This window comes from Paracoccus sp. MBLB3053 (assembly GCF_031822435.1).
In the GTDB taxonomy this organism is placed as follows: Bacteria; Pseudomonadota; Alphaproteobacteria; order Rhodobacterales; family Rhodobacteraceae; genus Paracoccus; species Paracoccus aurantius.
This window is the reverse complement of record NZ_JAVQLW010000001.1, coordinates 815,788-837,010: the sequence shown is the minus strand read 5'-3', so window position 1 is coordinate 837,010 and position 21,223 is coordinate 815,788. Positions and strand designations below refer to the sequence as shown.

20 protein-coding genes are annotated in these 21,223 nt (G+C 63.4%); 14 read left to right on the top strand and 6 right to left on the bottom strand.

Features of this window, described 5'->3' with window-relative positions; genetic code table 11:
• Positions 1-29 precede the first annotated feature (29 nt).
• Genes tsaE through trxA form a run of 5 tightly spaced genes read left to right on the top strand, consistent with a single transcriptional unit; the run spans position 30 to position 8,808 of the window.
• Complete coding sequence (gene tsaE, locus RGQ15_RS04195) at positions 30-1,448, top strand: tRNA (adenosine(37)-N6)-threonylcarbamoyltransferase complex ATPase subunit type 1 TsaE (protein WP_311158974.1); 1,419 nt, start codon at positions 30-32, stop codon at positions 1,446-1,448.
• Positions 1,445-2,116, top strand: a complete 672-nt coding sequence (locus RGQ15_RS04190; protein WP_311158973.1) for a nucleotidyltransferase family protein — start codon at positions 1,445-1,447, stop codon at positions 2,114-2,116. The genes tsaE and RGQ15_RS04190 overlap by 4 nt, the downstream gene beginning before the upstream one ends.
• Complete coding sequence (gene addB, locus RGQ15_RS04185; RefSeq protein ID WP_311158972.1) at positions 2,109-5,048, top strand: double-strand break repair protein AddB; 2,940 nt, start codon at positions 2,109-2,111, stop codon at positions 5,046-5,048. Before RGQ15_RS04190 ends, addB begins: the two co-directional genes overlap by 8 nt.
• Positions 5,041-8,433 carry a double-strand break repair helicase AddA gene (gene addA / locus RGQ15_RS04180; protein WP_311158971.1) on the top strand — a complete coding sequence of 1,131 codons (3,393 nt, stop codon included), beginning with the start codon at positions 5,041-5,043 and terminating at the stop codon, positions 8,431-8,433. The genes addB and addA overlap by 8 nt, the downstream gene beginning before the upstream one ends.
• A gap of 54 nt (positions 8,434-8,487) precedes the next feature.
• The gene (gene trxA, locus RGQ15_RS04175) at positions 8,488-8,808 is read left to right on the top strand and encodes a thioredoxin (RefSeq protein WP_311158970.1); all 321 of its coding nucleotides are present in this window, start codon (positions 8,488-8,490) and stop codon (positions 8,806-8,808) included.
• Between the two features lie 21 nt (positions 8,809-8,829).
• Here the strand turns inward: trxA and RGQ15_RS04170 are convergent, their stop codons facing one another.
• Positions 8,830-9,732 (bottom strand): hypothetical protein, encoded by a 903-nt coding sequence (locus RGQ15_RS04170; protein ID WP_311158969.1) that lies wholly within the window; start codon positions 9,730-9,732, stop codon positions 8,830-8,832.
• An 83-nt stretch (positions 9,733-9,815) separates the two neighbouring features.
• Between RGQ15_RS04170 and hslV the strand changes: the two genes are divergently transcribed.
• From hslV to RGQ15_RS04155, 3 genes are all read left to right on the top strand, one after another.
• Positions 9,816-10,370, top strand: a complete 555-nt coding sequence (gene hslV, locus RGQ15_RS04165) for an ATP-dependent protease subunit HslV (protein WP_311158968.1) — start codon at positions 9,816-9,818, stop codon at positions 10,368-10,370.
• A gap of 76 nt (positions 10,371-10,446) precedes the next feature.
• Positions 10,447-11,754, top strand: a complete 1,308-nt coding sequence (gene hslU, locus RGQ15_RS04160; RefSeq protein WP_311158967.1) for an ATP-dependent protease ATPase subunit HslU — start codon at positions 10,447-10,449, stop codon at positions 11,752-11,754.
• Positions 11,755-11,821: 67 nt separating this feature from the next.
• Complete coding sequence (locus RGQ15_RS04155) at positions 11,822-12,001, top strand: PLD nuclease N-terminal domain-containing protein (RefSeq protein ID WP_311158966.1); 180 nt, start codon at positions 11,822-11,824, stop codon at positions 11,999-12,001.
• A gap of 32 nt (positions 12,002-12,033) precedes the next feature.
• On the opposite strand, the gene RGQ15_RS04150 is transcribed toward RGQ15_RS04155, so the two are convergent.
• On the bottom strand, positions 12,034-12,639 hold the full coding sequence (locus RGQ15_RS04150) for a Smr/MutS family protein (protein ID WP_311158965.1): 606 nt from the start codon (positions 12,637-12,639) through the stop codon (positions 12,034-12,036).
• Positions 12,640-13,296: a Tim44/TimA family putative adaptor protein gene (locus tag RGQ15_RS04145; RefSeq protein ID WP_311158964.1), complete on the bottom strand. Its 657-nt coding sequence runs from the start codon at positions 13,294-13,296 to the stop codon at positions 12,640-12,642.
• Between the two features lie 111 nt (positions 13,297-13,407).
• Here RGQ15_RS04145 and RGQ15_RS04140 point away from each other — a divergent pair, with 111 nt between their 5' ends.
• The 3 genes from RGQ15_RS04140 (at position 13,408) to RGQ15_RS04130 (ending at position 15,254) form a co-directional block, all read left to right on the top strand.
• A complete protein-coding gene (locus RGQ15_RS04140) occupies positions 13,408-13,971 on the top strand; it encodes an FxsA family protein (RefSeq protein WP_311158963.1) in 564 nt (187 codons plus the stop codon).
• A 49-nt stretch (positions 13,972-14,020) separates the two neighbouring features.
• A complete protein-coding gene (secB, locus tag RGQ15_RS04135) occupies positions 14,021-14,527 on the top strand; it encodes a protein-export chaperone SecB (RefSeq protein WP_311158962.1) in 507 nt (168 codons plus the stop codon).
• A gap of 115 nt (positions 14,528-14,642) precedes the next feature.
• Entirely contained in the window at positions 14,643-15,254 is a 612-nt protein-coding gene (locus RGQ15_RS04130; RefSeq protein ID WP_311158961.1) for an HD family hydrolase, read from the top strand.
• Positions 15,255-15,280: 26 nt separating this feature from the next.
• On the opposite strand, the gene RGQ15_RS04125 is transcribed toward RGQ15_RS04130, so the two are convergent.
• Both RGQ15_RS04125 and RGQ15_RS04120 read right to left on the bottom strand, forming a co-directional pair.
• Entirely contained in the window at positions 15,281-15,589 is a 309-nt protein-coding gene (locus RGQ15_RS04125) for an H-NS histone family protein (RefSeq protein ID WP_311158960.1), read from the bottom strand.
• 93 nt (positions 15,590-15,682) lie between these two features.
• The gene (locus RGQ15_RS04120; protein WP_311158959.1) at positions 15,683-16,231 is read right to left on the bottom strand and encodes an ActR/PrrA/RegA family redox response regulator transcription factor; all 549 of its coding nucleotides are present in this window, start codon (positions 16,229-16,231) and stop codon (positions 15,683-15,685) included.
• 167 nt (positions 16,232-16,398) lie between these two features.
• Here RGQ15_RS04120 and RGQ15_RS04115 point away from each other — a divergent pair, with 167 nt between their 5' ends.
• From RGQ15_RS04115 to RGQ15_RS04105, 3 genes are all read left to right on the top strand, one after another.
• A complete protein-coding gene (locus RGQ15_RS04115) occupies positions 16,399-17,724 on the top strand; it encodes an ActS/PrrB/RegB family redox-sensitive histidine kinase (protein WP_409201330.1) in 1,326 nt (441 codons plus the stop codon).
• Positions 17,725-17,798: 74 nt separating this feature from the next.
• A complete protein-coding gene (locus RGQ15_RS04110; RefSeq protein WP_311158957.1) occupies positions 17,799-19,385 on the top strand; it encodes a PAS-domain containing protein in 1,587 nt (528 codons plus the stop codon).
• Positions 19,386-19,482: 97 nt separating this feature from the next.
• Entirely contained in the window at positions 19,483-20,145 is a 663-nt protein-coding gene (locus RGQ15_RS04105; RefSeq protein WP_311158956.1) for a 5'-methylthioadenosine/S-adenosylhomocysteine nucleosidase, read from the top strand.
• A gap of 45 nt (positions 20,146-20,190) precedes the next feature.
• Here RGQ15_RS04105 and RGQ15_RS04100 read toward each other — a convergent pair whose 3' ends face one another.
• Positions 20,191-21,213, bottom strand: coding sequence for an aspartate-semialdehyde dehydrogenase (locus RGQ15_RS04100; protein ID WP_311158955.1), 1,023 nt, complete (start codon positions 21,211-21,213; stop codon positions 20,191-20,193).
• Between the last annotated feature and the right edge of the window lie 10 nt (positions 21,214-21,223).

Here is a 21,223-nt window from a genome sequence, read left to right as displayed (position 1 = left end):
CATTGGCTGCGCGATCCTAGGTTTTTGCCATGACCCTGCTTGCAACGCTTGCTCACGCCGATGCCGACCTGACCGCCTGCCTGGCGCGGGTCATGGCGGCTGTCCTGAAACCCGGAGACGTCGTCGCCATGGAAGGCCCCGTGGGCGCGGGCAAGACCCATTTCGCACGGGCCTTCATCCGGGCGCGGCAGGGCGACATGGCCGAAGATGTGCCCAGTCCGACCTTCACTCTGGTCCAGACCTACGAGGACCCGATGGGAACCGAGATCTGGCATGCGGACCTGTACCGCCTGACCCATCCGGACGAGCTGATCGAACTGGGGCTCGACGAGGCCATGCGCGAGGCGGTGGTGCTGATCGAGTGGCCCGATCACGGCGGTCCCCTGCCCGATCCCTTGATCATGGGGTTGGAGCCGATCGCGGATTTCCCCGAATTGAGAGATGTCACCCTGGCCGGTTCCGAAGCGCGCTGGGGCGCGATCGCGCGGCTTCCCGCGATAGCACGGCTGATCCACCGCGCCGGTTGGTCCGAGGCACGTCTGATCCCGTTGGCCGGCGACGCCTCGTCGCGGCGCTATTTCCGGCTGATCGACGACGATCGCAGCGCGGTCCTGATGGATGCGGCGCCGGGGCCTGCGGGCGATTACGTTGCGATGACGCAGTGGTTGCGCGCCCGCGGATTCCACGCCCCCGAGATCTTGGCGGCCGACCAGGCCGAAGGTCTGCTGCTGCTCGAGGATCTGGGGGATGATCTTGTGGCGCGCGTGCTCGAAACCGAGCCGCAGCTTGGCTCGCGCATCTATGACCGCATGACCGACCTGCTGGTCGAACTGCATCGCCACGCGCCGCCGGATTTCGTGCTGCGGCTGGACGGAGCCGAACTTGCCCGTCAGGTGGGATTGTTCGCCGAACATTACGCCCCGGCCGTCGGTGCGCCCGGCAAGGCCGATGAGGTTGCCGATGTGATCGAGCGACTTCACGGGGAAATTGCGGCAGATGCTGCCCCTGTGCTTGGCCTGCGTGATTTCCATGCCGAGAACCTGGTCTGGCAGGGCGATGACAGCATGGGCATCCTGGATTTCCAGGATGCTGTGGCGGTGCATCCGGCCTATGACCTTGTATCGGGGCTGCAGGATGCCCGACGCGACGTTGCCGTCGACATCGAGGAAGCGCAGATCGCCCGATATATCGCGGCGACCGGTGTGAGCCCTGAACGGTTCCGCGCAGCCTATGCGCTTTTGGGCGCGCAACGGGGATTGCGGATCATGGGGATCTTCACCCGGCTTGCGCAGCGAGACGGCAAGCCGCGCTACCTTGCCTTCATGCCGCGCGTCTGGGCCGCGATCCAGCGCGACATTGCGCATCCGGCCCTCGCGCCTCTGGCCGAGGCGCTGGCGGGCATTCCCGCGCCAACGCCACAAATAATCGAAAGGATCGCCCGCGCATGACGCTGCCGCTGATGATCTTTGCCGCCGGCAAGGGCACCCGCATGGCGCCGCTGACCGACGTAACGCCGAAGCCGCTGATCCGGGTCGGGGGCCAGACCCTGCTGGATCGCGCCTTGCACCAAGGCGAGACGGCGGGAGTCGGGCCCATCGTCATCAATACCCACCATCTTGGCCACCAGATCCGCGACCATGTTGCAGGGCGAGGCATCGCCATCTCGGATGAATCCGACCTGCTGCTGGAAACCGGGGGCGGGCTGCGCAAGGCGCTGCCTTTGCTGGGTGCAGGCCCAGTCATCACAATGAATCCCGATGTCGTCTGGACCGGCACGAATCCTATCGCCGCGCTGATTGACGCCTGGGATGATCGCATGGATGCGCTTCTGATGCTTGTTCCCCTGGCGCAGACCCATGGCCGTCGGGGCAGCGGGGATTTCAGCCTTGATCCCCACGCCCGACTTATCCGCAAGGGCGATCTTGTCTATGGCGGTGCGCAGATAATCCGGCCCGACCGGCTGGCCGAGATCGCCGAGGACGCATTTTCGTTGAACCGGCTATGGGATCTTCTGATCGCCGGTGGCAGTGCTTATGGGCTCATCCATGACGGCGAGTGGTGCGATGTCGGTCGTCCCGACTGCATTCCGCTGGCCGAGGCCTTGCTTGATGGCTGAGTGGTGCAACGGCGTCTTCGCGCTGCCCTGCGGAGCGGATTTCGCGGGTGCCTTCGCCGAAGGGCTGATTGCGCGAATGCGGGGCCGACCGGCGCAGGACATGGCGCGGGTGACGGTCTTTGCGAATTCCGGCCAATCGCTGATGGCCTTGCGGGACGCGCTGATCTGGCGCGGGCCGGTGATCCTGCCCCGGCTGCGCCTGCTGGCGGATATCGGGGGCGGCTCGGCCACGGCTCCGCTGGCGCGCAGGCTCGAGCTGGGCAGGTTGATCCACGCGGCGCTAAAAGCGCAGCCCGATCTTGCGCAGGGCCAATCCGTGCCGGAGCTCGCGGCGTCGCTGGCCGGGTTGATGGCCGAAATGCAGCTTGAAGGGCTTGGCCCGGACGCGCTGGACCGGATCGACGCGGGCGATCATGCGCAGCATTGGGGGCGTTCGCTGGCGTTTCTGAAGATCGCAGCCGCCTATTACCTGTCCGACCCGCCGCAGGACCGCGAATCCCGTCAGCGCGTGGCGGCCGAGGAGCTGGCCACCGATTGGGCCAAGGGCATGAACCTGCCCGAAGGGCCGGTGGTGGTCGCGGGCTCGACCGGGTCGCATGGCGCGACGCGGGATTTCATGCGCGCCGTTGCCAGGTTGCCGATGGGCGCGGTGGTTCTGCCCGGCTTCGATCCCGACATGCCCCGCAATGTCTGGGAGGGCCTTGATGCGCGGGGCGAAGATCACCCTCAGGCCCGCTATGCGCCCTTTGTTGCCGAATTCGGGATGCCCGGGGACTGGATCGCGGATGCCGCCCCGGATCCTGCGCGCAACCGGCTGATCTCGCTCGCGCTGCGTCCCGCGCCAGTCACCGACCAGTGGATCGAGGAAGGACCGCGGCTTGGCCCGCTGATGCCCGCGACCGAGCATCTGACGCTGATCGAGGCCGAACAACCCGGCGAAGAGGCGGAGGCCGTCGCACTTATCATTCGCGAGGCCGTAGAACGCAACCAGCCCGTCACCCTGATCGCCGCCGACCGGATGCTGACCCGCCGTGTGCAATCGGCGCTCGATCGTTGGGGCATCATTCCGGACGATTCCGCAGGCCAGCCCCTGCCCCTGACAGCGCCAGGTCTGTTCCTGCGCCATGTCGCGGATCTCTTCGGCGCAGAGATGATGATCGACGGGCTGCTGACGTTGCTCAAGCACCCGGTCATGGCGACCGGGCTGGGCGCGGAATTCCGGCGCGAGCACCTGCGTCACACCCGAGATCTTGAACTTCAACTGCGTGCCAAAGGGCCGGCCTTCCCGGATGGGGTGGCTCTGCGCGACTGGGCCGAAAAGGGAGATGAGCGCCGCAAGCCGTGGGCGCTTTGGCTGGCCGCGATGCTCGACCGGATCGTTCCCCTGGCGGATGACCGTGCGCCGCGCCCGATGGCCGATCGGCTGAGCGATCTGCGCAAGCTGGCAGAGGATCTGGCTGCCGGACCCGAAGGAAATGCCGATGCCTCGGAACTCTGGGGCAAGGCAGCCGGCGGGCTTGCGCGCAACGTGCTCGACCATCTCGCATCGCATGCCGAGCAGGGGCATGATCTTCGCCCCGGCGAATTCCGCGATCTGCTCTATGACGAATTGCAGGGACAGGCGGTGCGTCAGGACGTCGCGTCGCATTCGCTCGTGCGCTTTCGCGGCCCGCGTGAGGCCCGGACCGAGGCCGTGGGCGAAGCTGCCGGTCTCGTGATCCTCTCGGGGCTGAACGAGGGGGGCTGGCCGCAATCCCTGCCGCCCGATCCCTGGCTGTCGCGTCCGATGCGCCTTTCCGCCGGGCTGACCCTGCCCGAAAGGCGCGTGGGCCTTGCGGCACATGACTTCCAGCAGGCCGTCGGTGCAGCCGAGGTCATCATTACCCGTGCCCGCCGCGACGCCGACGCCGAAACCATCCCTTCACGCTGGCTGAACCGGCTGCTGAACCTGTTGAGTGGCCTGCCCGATCAAGGCGGGCCCGAAGCGCTGGCGCAGATGCGCGAGCGCGGCAAAAGATGGCTCGGGCTGGTTGCCCTGCAGGCCGAGCCAAGGCACCGCCTCGCGCCTGTTTCCCGCCCGGCGCCGATTCCACCCGCGCCCGCGCTTCGTCAGATGTCCGTGACCGAGGTGCGGACGCTGATCCGCGACCCCTATGCGATCTATGCCCGTCGCGTTCTGGGGCTCAGGGCACTTGATCCCCTGCGTCCCGAGGCAGATGCGGCGGAACGTGGGACCGTGCTTCACGACATCATGGACCGTTTCCTGCGCAGCCTGCCCGAGTTTCCGGAAGCCCCCGAGCAGATGGCGACGCGGCTTCTGGCGATCACCGACCAGGCGCTTCAGGAAAACGTGCCCTGGCCGTCGGCAAGGCTTTTCTGGCGTGCGCGGATTGCCGGGATCGCCAACCGCCTCATGGCGGACGAGGCAAAGCGGCTTTCCCAGGGGCGCCCGACCGTGGTCGAGGAATATGCCGAACTTGGGATTCCCGGCGTCGATTTTCGTCTGATTGCCAAGCCGGACCGGCTGGACCTGCTGCAAGATGGGCGCGTGCATGTCTACGATTACAAGTCCGGCAAGCCACCGACCGATGCGCAGATCCGGCATTTCGACAAGCAATTGCCGCTCGAGGCCGCGATGGTCGAGCAGGGCGCGTTCAAGGGGCTCGGCCGCGCCGATGTCGAGGGCATCAGCTATATCCAGCTTGGCGGCGAGGGAAAGACCGAAAGGCGCGAGTTCGGCCCCGGTTACGCCCAGGAAACCTGGACGGGTTTTGTCGACCTGATCGGGCTCTACCTGCGCGGTGAGCGGGGCTTTACTGCCCGACTGGCGATGGAGCGCAGTGACCATGCAAGCGATTACGACCACCTCTCGCGGCATGGCGAATGGGACGTGACCCAGACGGCGCAGCCCGAAAGGTTCGGCGATGTCTGAGATGAAGTTCGACGAAGCGACGCTGGCGCAGGTACGGGCCGCCGATCCGTTCCGCTCGACCTGGCTGACTGCCAATGCCGGATCGGGCAAGACACGGGTGCTGACCGATCGCGTGGCACGCCTGCTGCTTGCGGGGACCGCTCCCGAAAAAATCCTCTGCCTGACCTATACGAAGGCTGCCGCGACCGAGATGCAGAACCGTCTTCTGCAGCGCCTGGGCAAATGGGCCATGCTGCCCGAGGACCGGCTGCGCGATGAACTCGCCCGGCTGGGCGAGGATCGCGAACCCGACCTCCCCGCCGCGCGCCGCCTTTTTGCCCGCGCGATCGAGGCACCGGGCGGGCTCAAGGTCCAGACGATCCACAGCTTCTGCGCGGGGGTGCTGCGCCGCTTTCCGATCGAGGCGGGCGTGCCGCATGGCTTTACCGAACTTGATGATCGCAGCGCCGCCCTGATCCGCTCGGAAATTATCGAGGACATGGCCCGCGAGAACGCAGCCGAGCTCGCTGATCTCCTGCTGCTTCATTCCGGCGAAAACCTCGACGCCTTCCTCGCCGGTCTGCGGGGGTTCGATGCCCCCGCAGACCGGGACCTGCTCTGGGAGGCCTGCGGGCTGGGGCCGGGCGACGATCTTGATCTCCTTCTGTCGCGCTGCTTTTCAGATGGCACGAAGGTCATCGCAGGGCTGATCCCCTTGCTGCTGAAGGGTGGCACAAATGACCAGAAGGCCGCCGCCAAGCTGCAGCCCGGAAACTGGTCCCAGCCGGGCCTGGCCGAACTTCTCTTGCTGGAATCGGTGCTCCTGACGGGCTCGGGCGCCAAGGAACCATTTAGCGCCAAGATCGACGGCTTCCCGACCAAGGCATTGCGGCAGGGCCCCTGCGCCGAATTGATCGACGATCTGCATTTCCTGATGGAGCGCGTTCAAGAAGCCCGCCCGCAGCGGCTCGCCTTGGCCATGGCCGAGCGCAGCCTTGCGCTGCACCGCTTCGGCCATGCCTTCCTTCGGCGCTACGAGACGCAGAAGGCGGCGCTGGGTTTTCTTGATTTCGACGATCTGATCGACCGCACAGCTCGGCTGCTTTCGGAAAACAGCATGGCGCAATGGGTGCTGTTCCGACTGGATGGCGGCATCGACCATATCCTTGTCGACGAGGCGCAGGACACCAGTCCTGCCCAATGGCAGGTGATCGAGAGGCTGACAGACGAGTTCACCTCGGGCGAGGGCGCACGAGATCCGGGTTCGCGAAGCCTTTTCGTGGTCGGCGATCCCAAGCAGTCGATCTATTCTTTCCAGGGCGCCGATATCGCCGTCTTCGAGGCAAGGCGGAGCGGCTTTGCCGAAGCCTTCTCGACGGTCGGCAACCCGATGCAGGTGCTTGAGCTGCTGCATTCCTTCCGGTCTTCGACCGCGGTCCTTTCGCTGGTCGATCAGGTCTTCGCCGGCGAGGCGGCGCGGGGGCTGGGCGTCCCGCCCAGGCATCGGGCGTTCCGCACTGACATGCCTGGTCGGGTCGACCTCTGGCCGTCGATACCGAAGCCCGAAAAGCCCGAACCCGGAGACTGGACCGATCCGGTCGACAAGCCTGCCGAGAACTCCGAGACGACCCAGCTTGCCCGCGCCATCGCCCGAGCGATCCGCGACATGCTGGGCACGCCGATCTTCGACGCCAAGGAAGGCAAGGTGCGGCGGGTGCGGGCAGGCGATATCCTGATCCTTGTCCAGCGCCGCTCGGAGCTTTTTGCCGAGATCATCGCGGCGCTCAAGGCCGCGAACCTTCCCGTGGCGGGCGCGGACCGGCTCAAGCTTGCCGGAGAGATGGCCGTGCGCGACATCCGCGCCGTCCTCTCGGTCCTCGCCACGCCCGAGGACGACCTGTCACTGGCCGCGGCCCTGCGTTCGCCCATTTTCGGGCTGAGCGAGGAAGAGCTTTACCGGCTTGCCGCAGGCCGCAAGAAAAATGAATACCTCTGGCGCAGGCTGCGCGAATCCGGGCATCGGGCCGCAGTCGAACTGTTGTCTGACCTTATGGGCCAGACCGGCTTCATGCGCCCCTATGACCTGATTTCGCGCCTGCTGATCCGCCATGGCGCGCGCGAGAGGATGGTTGCCCGCCTTGGACCCGAGGCAGAGGACGGGATAGACGAGCTTCTGTCGCAGGCGCTGAGCTATGAAAGCAGCGAAACGCCATCGCTGACCGGATTTCTTGTCTGGCTGACCGGCGACGATGTCGAGGTCAAGCGCCAGCCGGGTTCGGCAGGCGAGCATGGCGAGGGGCTGATCCGCGTCATGACGGTTCATGGCTCGAAGGGGCTCGAAAGCCCGGTCGTCATCATGCCCGACAGCGCCAAGCGCCGCCCCCCGCGCGAGGGACAGGTTCTGAAGCTGCCCGATGGCACGCAGCTTTGGCGAGGCAGAAAGGGAGAGAGACCCACCGAGATCGAAGAACTCGCCGCCGAACAGACCGAACGTCAGCTGCAGGAACGCAAGCGGCTGCTTTATGTTGGCCTGACACGGGCCGAAAGCTGGCTGATCCTTGCCGCTGCGGGCGAGACTGGCGCGGGTGAGGACAGCTGGCACAGTCTTGTCGAGGCGGCCTTCGGTCGCACCGAGCTGGCCGAGACCCGACTTCCTGCGCCATGGGGAGGAGAGGTCCGCCGCCTGAGCTTTGGCGAATGGCCTGGCACTGCCCCCGAGACATTGAAATTCGCAAAGGCGAAGATCGATGAGCCGACATGGCTGCGCGCGACCCCACCGCCTATGCCCGAAAAGCGGAGGCCCATAGGCGCCACTTCACTTGGCGGCGCCAAGATCCTGGCGGCAACCGGGGACGGGGATGCCGCCTCCGCGATGCTTGCCGGGACAAGGCTGCATCTTCTGCTCGAGCACCTGCCGGGCCGAAATCCTGCCGAGTGGGGCGATATCGCCCGCGACGTGCTGTCGGATGGCGAAGGCGGCCTGCCCGGACCGGATGATCTGGCCTGGCTTCTTGACGAGGCTCGCCAGATCATGGCGGCGCCGGATCTGGCGAGCGTCTTCGCCTTGCCGCAAGGCGCCGAAGTCTTTCAGGAACTGGCGCTTTCGGCCCCCCTGCCCGGTATCGGGATGCTTTTCGGCAAGATCGATCGTCTTGTCGTTACGCCCGATCGCATCCTTGCCGTCGACTACAAGTCCAACCGCGACGTGCCTGCCCAGCCCGAGGCCACGCCATTGGGTATCCTGAGGCAGATGGCAGCCTATCGCGCGGCCTTGCGCCAGCTCTGGCCGTATACTCCTGTCGAGGCAGCCGTGCTCTGGACTGCAACGCGTAGCCTCATGCTGCTTCCCGATGCGCTGCTTGACAGCGTGCTGGCGGCCCTTGACCCGGTCGGGTCCGCTCCCTAGCTCTAGTCGAACACGCCCAGCCGGCCCGGGGCCGGCGCATAGCAGGAGAAATTCATGGCCACCCAAGCCGTATCCGACGCCGAATTCGACAGCGAAGTCCGCCAGTCCGCGACCCCGGTCGTGGTCGATTTCTGGGCGGAATGGTGCGGCCCCTGCCGCCAGATCGGCCCGGCCCTGGAAGAGCTCGCCGCCGAATACGACGGCAAGGTCAAGATCGTGAAGGTTAACGTGGACGAAAACCCGGAAAGCCCGGCTGCCCTGGGTGTGCGCGGAATTCCGGCGCTGTTCCTGTTCAAGGACGGCGAAGTCGTTTCGAACAAGATCGGCGCCGCGCCCAAGGCCGCGCTGAAAGCGTGGATCGACGATTCCATCTGATCCGGCAGAAGGTGGCGGCAGTCAGATCGGCCAGCCGCCCCTTCGCATTGCGGAAAGCATCTGTTCGCCCGCGTCGTTTTGCGTCGCGTTGATGGATTTTTCCGCAAGAAACCAGTAGAGATACCGGTCGTAATCGGGCGCATGGCTATCAGCCATCGCAAGGGCGGTTTCGACGCCCAGCTCGGCAACGTTCAGGCTGATATGATGAAAGTCGATCTGCCCGAACAGGACGGCCGGTTTGCCGAGCATGAACCCGTCAAAGGCGACTGCGCTGTTTTGGGTCGCCACGAAGGCGCAGTCGCGCAAAAGCGCCGCACTGCCCGTCGAAAAGTTGAGATTGCGGTGCCGGTCCACGAGAGACTGCAAAGCGGCCGTGTCCTCCATGTCGTATTGCAGTTTGGGATGCAGCGTTGCCACGACCGGCCGCCCTGTCGCCGCGACCGCGTCCAGCATCTCGATCGGGCTCATGGTTTGAAAGCTGCGGCACAGCCGAATTCGATCCTGCAGGGGAACGAGAATTGCTTCGCCACGGCTTGGAGAGGGCCCGGGCAGGACCCGCGATCTCAGCTTGTCGACGAAATGCCGCGCCTTGTCGGGATCAATGAGCGCGGGGTCGAATGTGCTGCGCGCCACCTCGAAGCGCCAGCGCTGTTGGAACTGCTCGATATTCCAGAACGGGTAATGATAGGCCCGTCGGAACGTGAGCGCCCGATCATGGGTCGGGGCCTCGGCGTGATAAAGCGCGTATCCGTCCAATTCGGGGGCCCGTGCCCGCGCCTGCGTCCCGGTCAGGTGCCATTCGACGCGCCAGCCGGCGGCTTCTACCGCAGATTTCAATACGTTGGCGAAGTTGAAGCTGCCGTCGCGGGCGGTCTTCAACATCGGGCCTTCCAGATAGATCCGAAGTACCTGTGGGTTGCTCATTCGCGCAGGCTACCTTTCGGCGCCGGGTTGCGAAAGCCTTCTGCGCCCCATATCTGAGCCGCAGACCAAAGCGGAGAATACGCATGTCCGATGAAAAATTTCCTGGCTGGCACGGCACCACGATTCTCGCGGTGCGGCGCGCCGGAAAGGTTGTCGTCGCCGGGGACGGTCAGGTCAGTGTTGGCCAGACCGTGATGAAGGGCACGGCCCGCAAGGTTCGCCGCCTGACGCCGGGCGGGCATGATGTGGTCGTTGGCTTCGCGGGCTCGACCGCCGATGCCTTTACCCTGCTCGAACGGCTGGAGAAGAAGCTTGAATCCGCGCCGGGCCAGCTTGCGCGAGCCTGCGTCGACCTGGCGAAGGATTGGCGGATGGACAAGTATTTGCGCAACCTCGAAGCGATGCTGATCGTAACCGACGGCAAGGACATTTTCGTGGTGACGGGCGCGGGTGACGTGCTTGAGCCCGAACATGACGTGGCCGCCATCGGATCGGGCGGCAATTACGCGCTGGCGGCGGCGCGCGGCCTCATGGAAAGCGATCTTGATGCCGAAGGCGTTGCCCGCAAGGCCATGGCCATCGCCGCCGATATCTGCGTCTACACGAACGGCAACCTGACCGTCGAGGTCCTGGGCTGAGACTGGGGTTTACCCCAACATGATGGGCACGCGACCGGGCCTTTGCTCCCGTGCCTCACAAGAAGAAAGGTCTAACATGAGTGATTTGACGCCGCGCGAGATCGTGTCCGAGCTGGATCGCTTCATCATCGGGCAGAAAGAGGCCAAGCGTGCGGTTGCTGTCGCGCTGCGCAATCGCTGGCGCCGTCGTCAGTTGGGTGATGATCTGCGCGATGAGGTCTATCCGAAGAACATCCTGATGATCGGCCCGACGGGCGTTGGCAAGACCGAGATCAGCCGCCGGCTGGCGAAGCTGGCGCGCGCGCCCTTCCTGAAGGTCGAGGCCACGAAATTCACCGAGGTCGGCTATGTCGGCCGTGATGTCGAGCAGATCATTCGCGACCTTACTGATGCCGCGATCATCGAGACGCGCGAACGGATGCGCGATGAGGTGAAGGCGCGGGCCCACAAGTCTGCCGAAGAGCGCGTCGTCTCGGCGCTGGCCGGAGAGAATGCGCGCGAGCAGACCCGCGACATGTTCCGCGACAAGCTGAAGCGTGGCGAATTGGATGACACCGTCATCGAGCTTGAGTTGCAGGATCATTCCAATCCGCTGGGCATGATGGAAATTCCCGGCCAGCCGCCCGGTGCCATGGGCGGCATGATGGACCTGTCGGGACTGATGAAGGCTTTTGGCGGCCGTCGCGTGCGCCGCAAGGTGACTGTCGCGGAAAGCTATGATCTCTTGATTTCGGAAGAGGCCGACAAGCTTCTCGACGACGATACGGTCAAGGCCGCAGCGCTGGAAAGCGTGCAGGAAAACGGCATCGTTTTCATCGACGAGATCGACAAGGTCGCGACACGCACCGATGCTCGTGGCGGGGATGTCTCGCGCGAGGGTGTGCAGCGCGACCTGCTGCCGCTGATCGAGGGCACGACCGTTTCCACCAAGTATGGCCCGGTCAAGACCGACCACATCCTGTTCATCGCAAGCGGCGCCTTCCATATCGCCAAGCCATCGGACCTGCTGCCCGAGCTTCAGGGGCGATTGCCGATCCGGGTCGAACTTCGCGCCCTGACCGAGGATGACTTCATCCGCATCCTGACCGAGACCGACAACGCGTTGACGCGCCAGTACACCGCGCTCATGGCGACCGAAGGCGTCAAGGTCGAGTTTACCGAGACGGGCATCCGCTCGCTTGCACGGATTGCCGCCGAGGTGAACGGATCGGTGGAAAACATCGGCGCCCGCCGCCTCTACACCGTGATCGAGCGTGTGTTCGAGGAACTGTCCTTCAGCGCGCCTGATCGATCGGGTGAGATGGTCACCGTCGATGATGCCTTTGTTGAAAAGCATCTGGGTGACCTGTCGCGTTCGACCGATCTGTCGCGCTACGTGCTCTGAGCCGGGATGAAGGGAACCCCGGCGCGCTGCTGTCGTTGAATTCGCAGCAGCAACCCGGGAGATCTTCATGGGCTACCTCATCAGCGCGATCATCTTTGCCTTGGATGTCTGGGCGATCGCATCGATCATCAACACGAACGAGCAGACATCGACCAAGATCCTCTGGATCGTACTCGTCGCGGTATTGCCGCTTTTGGGACTGATCATCTGGTGGTTTGCGGGACCAAAGGCAAATTACAGCGCCTAGTCCGGAAGGCGGCCGCAGGGCCGCCTTTTTCTTCAGCGTCGAAGATAGACGTAATAGGCACCTTCCCCGCCGTGGCGTCGATGGGCGGGCCTGACCTGAAGGACTAGCTGGTGCAACGGAGCCATGCGAAGCCACAGGGGGACATTGTGACGCAACGCGCCGGGTCGGACTGGAAGCGGGGCGTCAGCCCCTCCCTCGCGCCCCTTTCCGGTGATGACAAGCACGAGCCTGCGCCCGTCGGCATGTGCATTCAGGATGAAGCGCATCAATTGAGGCTGCGCCACGCTCAGGGTCATGCCGTGGAGGTCGATCCGGGCTTCCGGTGCAAGCTTGCCCTGGTTCATGCGGCGATGGGTCTTGTGATCCATCCGCACCGGCTGTTCCCGCAGCGCCTGTCCCGGATGGGGCGAAAGGTCGATGCGGGTCGTGGCCTTCTTCAGCGGCTTTGACCCGATGCGAAAATCCTGAAGCGGCATCGCCTCAGGTTCGACGGAACGTGATTTGGGGGTAACGGCCGGCCGCTGAGGCTCCAGCGGCTCTGGCCTTTGCTTCTTGGCCGGGTGCATCGGCACCGCGGTTTTGGCGACACGCGACCAGAGGGCCTCTTCGTCGGCCGACAGGCCCCTGCGCCGCGCCATTTAAGCGGTGGCGACGAGCTGCCAGTTCGGGTCGTCCGACCCCATCTGACGCGCGAACGTCCAGACGTCCCGCTGCTTGCGCGAAGCTTTCGGGTCGCCGTCAACCACATTCCCGGAAGCATCGCGCGTGGCGATGATCATCTCGCCCACGAAGCGGACCGAAACCTCGGCCTGTCGGGTCGCGGGATTGAATTCGGCCGAAGCCAGGGCGGTCTCACGCGTGCCAAGGAATTGCGCCTCGGTCGTCAGGCCGCGAGTTTCGCGATCTGCGATGACGCTTTCGAAGGCTTCGGCGACTGGCGGAGCAAGAAAGTCACGCACATTGGACAGATCGCCGCGTTCAAAGGCCATGAGGATCATCTCATATGCGGATTTTGCTCCGGAAAGGAACGGACCCACCTCAAAGGAAGGCTCGATCTTCTTCATCGCGATCAGAGCCTTGGCGTTGGGGCTGCCGGGCTCGGCATGGTCGAGAATATCGTTGTCGGATGCATCCGCGGTGCCGTCGATGACATCGAACCGGCGTGGCGTGACGGTTTCCTCAGGGACACGAGGCTGTTCGAAGCCATCGCGCGTGCCCAGGACTCCCCGCAGCCGGAGGATCAGAAAAATCGCGATCGCGGCAAGAACAATTAGTTGCAGCATGGGGTTGGACATCAACGGACCTTGGGGAGCTTTCTTATGAGGCTTCTGATACCTATGTAGGGTGCGGGGCGGTTCAAGTCCAGTTTGCCGCCCGCAGAAGTCAGAAGTGAAAGGGGCGCCCAGATGTGGCTGCTAGTGCCGTTCGTCATCCTGCCGATCGTCGAGATCGCGCTGTTCATCCAGGTCGGTGGGGCCATTGGCATTCTGCCGACGATCACGCTTGTTCTGCTGTCGGCCGTGCTGGGCGCGACGGTAATGCGCAGGCAGGGGGCGATGGCGATGCTCGACGTGCAGCGTGCGATGAACGAGTTTCGTGATCCCACGGCGCCGATGGCTCATGGTGCGCTGATCATGATCGCAGGTGTGCTGATGATGGTCCCGGGCCTTTTCACCAGCGCGATCGGCGTGCTCTTGCTGATACCCGGCGTGCGGACCCTGGTCATGGGCTGGATGGGGCGACGGGTCCGGGTTGTGGGCGGCGCTCGCGGCAACCGCGCCCGGACATCGGATTCCGATTTCGCAGGGGACTTTCCTTCGGGATTCGGGCGTGGGCGTGGACCGTCAGGAGAGGGCGTTATCGACGGGGAATATTCGGTTCAGGACGATCCTCCTGCGCCGGTGCGCGAAGGTCTGACCGATGGCAGGCCGGGGGGGCGGCCCGGAAATTCCGGATGGACCCGGCATTGAGCGCGCTCCGTCAGGGTGCTAGAACGCCCCGAAATACAGGGAGTCCTCAATGAGCGAAGAAACCAACACTGCCGGTCAGGCCGGCGCGACGCCCACGGTCCGCATGCAGATCCTGACCCAGTATATCCGCGACCTATCCTTTGAAAACGCGGTTGCCCAGAAGGGCCTGCCCTCGGGTGAAGTGCAGCCCGAGATCAGCGTTCAAGTCAGTCTTGATGCCCGTAAACGCCCCGCTGACCACCAGTATGAAGTCATCAGCAAGTTCCGCGTCCAGTCGGTGAACTCTGCAGACAAGTCGCCGATCTTCCTGTGCGAACTGGATTACGGCGGCATCTTCCATGTCGAAGGCGTGCCCGAGGATCAGCTCCATCCCTTTCTGATGATCGAATGCCCGCGGATGCTGTTCCCCTATGTCCGCCGGATCATCTCGGACATGACGCGGGACGGCGGCTTCCCTCCCTTCAACATGGACCCGGTCGATTTCGTCGCGCTTTACCGACAAGAGATCGCGCGTCGGATGCAGGCGGAACGCCCTGCCGATCAGCCGCTGTCCTGACCGCTTGAAATCGGTGATTGGCCCGCCTGTTCCCGACGGACAGGCGGGCCTTTCGCATGCTGGCGCAAGTCCATCGCAGTCGCTAGGTTCCAAGGCGGACTGCAGGAGAAGCGTGATGGCGAAAGGTGTGGCGAGAGCCTGGCAAAGGATGCTTTCGGGACGAAGGCTGGACCTGCTTGATCCGACGCCTTTCGACATCGAAATCAGCGATATCGCACATGGGCTTGCCTTTGTCGCACGCTGGAATGGCCAGACCCGTGGGGATTGGGCCTATTCGGTGGCCGAACATTCGCTTCTTGTCGAAGAAATCCACCATCGGACCGACCCCCAGGCCGATCCGCTCTGGCGCCTGGCTGCTCTTTTGCATGATGCGCCGGAATATGTGATCGGCGACATGATATCCCCGGTCAAAGCGGCGCTGGGGCAGGAGTATGGGGATATGGATGCGCGGCTTTCAGCCGCCATTCATCGGCGCTTTGGACTGCCTGCGCAATTGCCGAAGGCGGTGAAGGCGGCGATCAAGCGTGCAGATCGGATCTCTGCCTGGATGGAGGCGATCCAGATCGCCGGGTTTTCTCGTGCCGAGGCAGATCGACTATTCCCGATTCCCGAGCTTGATATTCTTGATGGCCTGGAAATCAGGCTTCGTCCTCCTGCGGAAACCCGCAAAGCCTATATGGATAGATTTCAGGCTCTGATTGAAGAAATTGATCAAGCCGGGAAATAGAAACTCCGCCCGGAGGCGGAGCTTGCTCAGATTTCCAGCTCTTCGAGAGCGGTCCCGGCGTCCAGGGCGTCCACGACCCAACGCGGCTTGCGACCGCGGCCGGTCCACGTCATTTCGGGATCTTCGGGGTTTACATATTTCGGCGCAACCTTGCCACGGCTTGTCTTGGCCTCGGCAAGATCCGCAAGGCTGAAGCCGAACTCACGCGCAACGTTTTCGGCGGCAACGAGAGCTTCGCGCTTGCGCCGCTCTTCAAAGGTGGCGATCGCCTTTTCCACTTTGTTGCGAAGGTCCCGGAGTTCCTTGAGCGGAAGGTTGTCCAGATTCAGTTCCATATTTTTTTCCTGGGAAGATTCAGATTTGCGAATTCGACTTTGCATATAATAATCCGTCCGTCCAATTAAATGCAACGTCAGCAATATCTGCAATCACCGCGGGCTGCGTTTGGCGAGAATTCGCTGGAGAGTCCGCCGATGCATATGCAATCTGCGCGCCGTTTCGCTAACATTACGGTCGCATTGCTCAAAAACCCGTTGAATATGCTCCCATCGAATTCTGTCCGCGGACATCGGGCTTTCCGGCGGAGGAGGAAGCGCACCGTCGCTCGAAAGTAACGCACGCATCACTTCTTCGGCATCGGCCGGTTTGGAGAGATAATCGGTCGCCCCCATTTTGACGGCCGCGACGGCGGTTGCAATGGCGCCATAACCCGTCAGCACGACGATCCGGGCATCCTCGCGCGCGTCGCGAAGCGCATCGACGATATCCAGCCCGTTGCCGTCCTCGAGTCGCAGGTCCACGACTGCATAAGCTGGCGGATTTTCTTCAACAATCCTGCGGGCCTCTGCGACAGAGGATGCGCGGGACACGGTGAATCCCCGCTTTTCCATCGCGCGACCGAGGCGGTTAAGAAAGACCTCGTCGTCATCGACCAGCAAAAGGCTGGGGTCGGGTCCGATATTCCGGCTTTCTGCCATGTTCGTTGATCCCTGAATTTGCGGTCTGCTTCTAGGCTTTTTCTCAAGAAGGGTCAAACTGGCCGACCGCGACCGGCCGAAGTTCGCACCGGATTGATTGAAGCGCGCTGCAGACCTATCAAGCCGCAGGAAAATCCGTCAGGAGAGAACAGTTGTTAAACGGCTTCATATCCCGCCGCTTTGATTTCCTGCCCGGACAGCCCGGACCCGAGCCAATTCGCCTGCGCACTCTCACGCAACTTCGCTGGGTGGCAATCGCGGGCCAATCCATCGCGGTTGCGGTGGCCATGGCGATCGGGGCGCATCTGATGTTGGGGCCGATCTTTCTTGTGATCGGATTGGCCGTTCTGTTGAATGTGCTGCTTACGTTCCGTTCTTCCCGTCGCATCGGCCCGAACGAATCAGCCTGGCAGCTTGGTTTCGATCTTGCGCAGATTGCGGCGCTGCTGTCGCTGACCGGGGGGCTGACAAATCCATTCGCCCTGTTGTTGCTGGCGCCGGTGACTGTAGCTGCAACCGCGCTTCCGGGAAGACAATTGACCGCATTGGGCGTTGCGACCCTGATCATGGTGACCATGGCCGCGTTCTTTGCGCGACCGCTGAGCTTCACCGACACGCCGATGATCAGCCTGAGCCAGCCGTTGCTGGTCGGGACATGGTGCGCGATCGTGATCGGAGCGCTGTTCTTCGCCTATTATGCGCGGACCGTGGCGGATGAAATCGCCGCCACGTCGGACGCATTGTTTGCCGCGCGGATGGCACTAGAACGCGAACAGAAGCTTCAACATCTCGGAGGCGTGGTCGCGGCAGCCGCACATGAGATGGGCACGCCCCTGGCGACCATCAAGCTCGTGAGTTCCGAGCTTCAGGATGAGATAAGATCGGCACTTCCCGACCGCGACGACCTCGCCGAGGATCTGGCGTTGTTGCGGCAATCCTCGGATCGGTGCAGCGAGATCCTCCGATCAATGGGAAGCGCGGGCCGGGATGACCTGTTGATCCGATCTGCACCGCTGCGAGAAGTGCTGGAAGAGGCGGCTGCCCCGCATCGGGACCGTGGCATTCGTATCCGGATCGAGACGACGCAAGGCTCTCCCACCATTCTGCGGGATGCAGCGCTGATCCACGGTTTGCGCAACCTGATCCAGAACGCCGTGGATTTCGCGAAGAACGAGGTGATGATCGAGGCGGTCGCGGGCCGGCGTGAAATCCGGGTACGGGTTGCGGATGACGGGCCCGGCTTTCCCTTGGCTCTGTTGCCCCGGATTGGCAGCCCATTCCTGACCACTCGGCCACGATCCGAGGATGGCCGCGGCTATGAGGGACTCGGGCTTGGCCTGTTCATCGCAAAGACGTTGCTCGAACGCTCGGGCGCCGTGGTCCATTTCGGCAACCGGCAACGCGGGGCGCAGGTGACGGTCAGTTGGCCGCGCGACGTCATCGAAGCAAATGACCGGGAACCATTGGGTCGGAACCCGGAAATTGCCGGATGACGGCAGCACGTTAACAGTTTCTTAGCTTCTTTGGCAGACCTTGGGCCGAATCCAGGGTCGCGATGGGGCAGGCAATGCTGACAGAATTCCTGATTGCATTCTCGGCGGCCGCCATGGCGGCAGGGCTGTCATTCGCCATCGTCCGTTGGGCGCCCAGAGAGGCGGAAGCGCAAAAGCGACTGATTCCCGAGATTGAACCGATCGTCTTGCTGTTCCGCGAAGATCAATTGATCGACGCCACTTCGCCTGCGCGTTCCTTGCTGGCCGCCCTGCCGGGCGGTGACGATTGGCAGCGGATTAATACCTGGCTTGCCATGCGCCTGCCCGATGAGATCGAGGCCATGCAGGCCCCGGACAGGCCGGCGAGGATCGAACTCGGTGCTGCTGCCGGATCGGGGCTGAGCGTGCTGGCCGAGGACTTGGGCAACGAGCTTCGCCGTTTCACGATTGCGGACCCTACAGCCGAAAATGCCGGGATCATGATCGACTCCCTTGCGTTCGCCGCGATGGAACAGGAACTCGAGATGCTGCGCAGCACCATGGACCAGTCGCCGATGCTGGCCTGGCGACAAGATGGCAAAGGCCAGGTCACATGGGCGAACGGTGCCTATCTGCATGCCGTCGATACGACGAGCGGCGGAGAAACCATCTGGCCTCTCCCCCAGATCGTCGATCTTTCAGCGCGGCCCCAGTCTGGGGGACGCAACCCTGTTGCGACACGGCGGATACAGATCCAGAACGACAAGCAGAACCGGTGGTATGACTGCCAGGTCCACGACACGGGCGACCAGACGATCGTGATCGCTCTGCCGGCGGATGCCGCGGTGCGCGCGGAAAGCAGCCTGAGGGAATTCGTCCAGACCCTTACCAAGACCTTTGCGGACCTGCCGATCGGCCTTGCGATATTCGACCGAGAGCGGAACCTGCAGCTGTTCAACCCTGCCCTCATCGACCTGACCGGGCTGGCAACCGGTTTTCTGACGGCCAGACCCACACTCTATGCCTTCCTTGACCGGCTGCGAGAGGCCCGCATGGTCCCCGAGCCGAAGGACTATCGAAGCTGGCGGCAACAGATGAACTCGCTGGAAAATGCGGCGGCGTCGGGGCATCACGTCGAAATGTGGTCCCTGCCAGGCGGCCAGACCTATCGGGTCACGGGTCGCCCCCATCCCGACGGCGCTGTGGCCTTCCTTTTCGAGGACATCACCTCCGAGATCTCACTGACCCGGAAGTTCCGCGCTGATCTGTCCCTGGGAGGGGAGGTCCTTGACGCGCTGCACGAGGCGGTCGCGGTGTTTTCTGCGAATGGTGATCTGCTTCTGTCCAACCGCAGATATTCGGAAATCTGGGCTGGCATCGGTAAGGGCACCGCGGCGGAACATGTACAACACTGGATTTCTTCCTGCGGGGAAAGCCCTGGCTTGGCCTCCCTGCGCCACGCGCTGCATAACCTTGCTCCTGAGGGAGCGCTCGGCGGCGCGATGGCCGGGCCGAACGGCGGGCTTCTGTCATGGGACCTGCGCATGCTGTCCGGCGGTCGCCTGATGCTGAGCTTTTCGGTGTCTGCCTATGAGGCGCAGGAGCGCGGGGGGCTGCCGGTGGAAACCGTCTCATCCCCCAGATCAGATCGAGGTGAGGGGCCGCGAACGATCTCGGCCTGAAGCGAGCGGAAATCCAGTCCCGGAATTCAACGTCGACTTGCCCAATGTCGGGGATTGGTGTTCGCTGCGGGTCTCCTCCGTCAAAAGGGAAACTTCGATGAACGCATTGCCGGCTGTCGACCGGGTTTCGGGCCATGACGTCCTGTTCGTGATGGCGGTAGACGCCGAATATGGGCCACGGCTCAGGCGCCGCATCTCGCCCCTGATGACCGGTGTCGGGCCGGTTGAGGCCGCTGTCGTCCTGACATCGGCTCTTGCTACGTTGGCGAGTGCGGGACGATCCCCGCAACTCGTCGTGTCACTGGGTTCGGCGGGTTCGCGACATCTGGAACAGGCAAGTGTCTATCAGGTCAGCACGGTGGAGTATCGGGATATGGACGCATCGGCCCTTGGGTTTCCCAAGGGCAGGACGCCTTTTCTTGACCTGCCGGAACGTGTGTCCCTTGGTTGGCCGATCCCTGATGTGCCGGCCGCGAGCCTCGCGACTGGCGCAAGCATCGTCAGTGGCGCTGCCTACGATTCAATCGCGGCCGACATGGTGGACATGGAAACCTTTGCCGTGCTGCGCGCTTGCCAGTTCTTTGGAATTCCCCTGATCGGATTGCGAGGGATTTCTGACGGGGACAAGGAACTGTCCCATGTCGACGATTGGACGCAATATCTTCACCTGGTCGACGAACGGCTTGCGGATGCGATCGACCGGATGGAAGCGGCGCTTGACGCGAGGCAGCTGCAACTTACCCGCAGCCCAGGTCCATGAAAAAGGGGCGCCCGAGGCGCCCCTTCTGTACCATGGCGATCTCGTTCAGCCCTTTTTCAGGCAGCGGTTTCCAAGCAGCTCGGCGATCTGGACCGCGTTCAGCGCCGCGCCCTTGCGCAGGTTGTCCGACACGCACCAGAGATTGAGACCGTTTTCGATCGTAACGTCCTGACGGATGCGCGACACGAAGGTTGCGAAATCGCCCACACATTCCACCGGGGTCGAGTAGCCGCCAGGCTCGCGCTTGTCGATGACCAGCACGCCCGGAGCTTCGCGCAGGATGTCGCGGGCCTCGTCTTCGTCAAGGAAGTCCTCGAATTCGATGTTGACGGCCTCGGAATGGCCGACAAAGACCGGGACGCGGACGCAGGTCGCCGTGACCTTGATCGACGGGTCCATGATCTTCTTGGTCTCGGCTGCCATCTTCCATTCTTCCTTGGTGTCGCCACTGTCAAGGAAGACATCGATCTGCGGGATCACGTTGAAGGCGATCTGCTTCTGGAACTTCTTCGGCTCGACCTCCTGGCCGGGCACATACATGCCCTTGGTCTGATTCCAGAGCTCATCCATCCCATCCTTGCCTGCGCCCGAAACCGACTGATAGGTCGATACGACCACACGCTTGATCCGCGCCCGGTCGTGCAGTGGCTTCAATGCGACGACCATCTGTGCGGTCGAGCAGTTCGGGTTCGCGATGATCATCTTGCTGCGGTATTCCTCGACCGCGTCCGGGTTCACCTCCGGCACGACCAGCGGGATTTCCGGATCATAGCGATAGAGCGACGAGTTATCGATCACGACACAACCTTGCGAAGCCGCGATGGGGGCGTATTGCTTGGTCGCCTCCGAGCCGATCGCAAACAGGGCGATGTCATACCCGGTGAAATCGAACCCCTCGATGTCCTTGGTCTTCAGGGTCTTGTCGCCATAGCTGACCTCGGTGCCAAGGCTCCGGCGCGAAGCCAGAGCGACAACCTCATCGGCAGGGAACTCGCGCTCGGCGAGAATGTTCAGCATTTCACGGCCCACGTTCCCCGTGGCGCCGGCGACAACGACCTTGTAGCCCATCTGGGGGTCT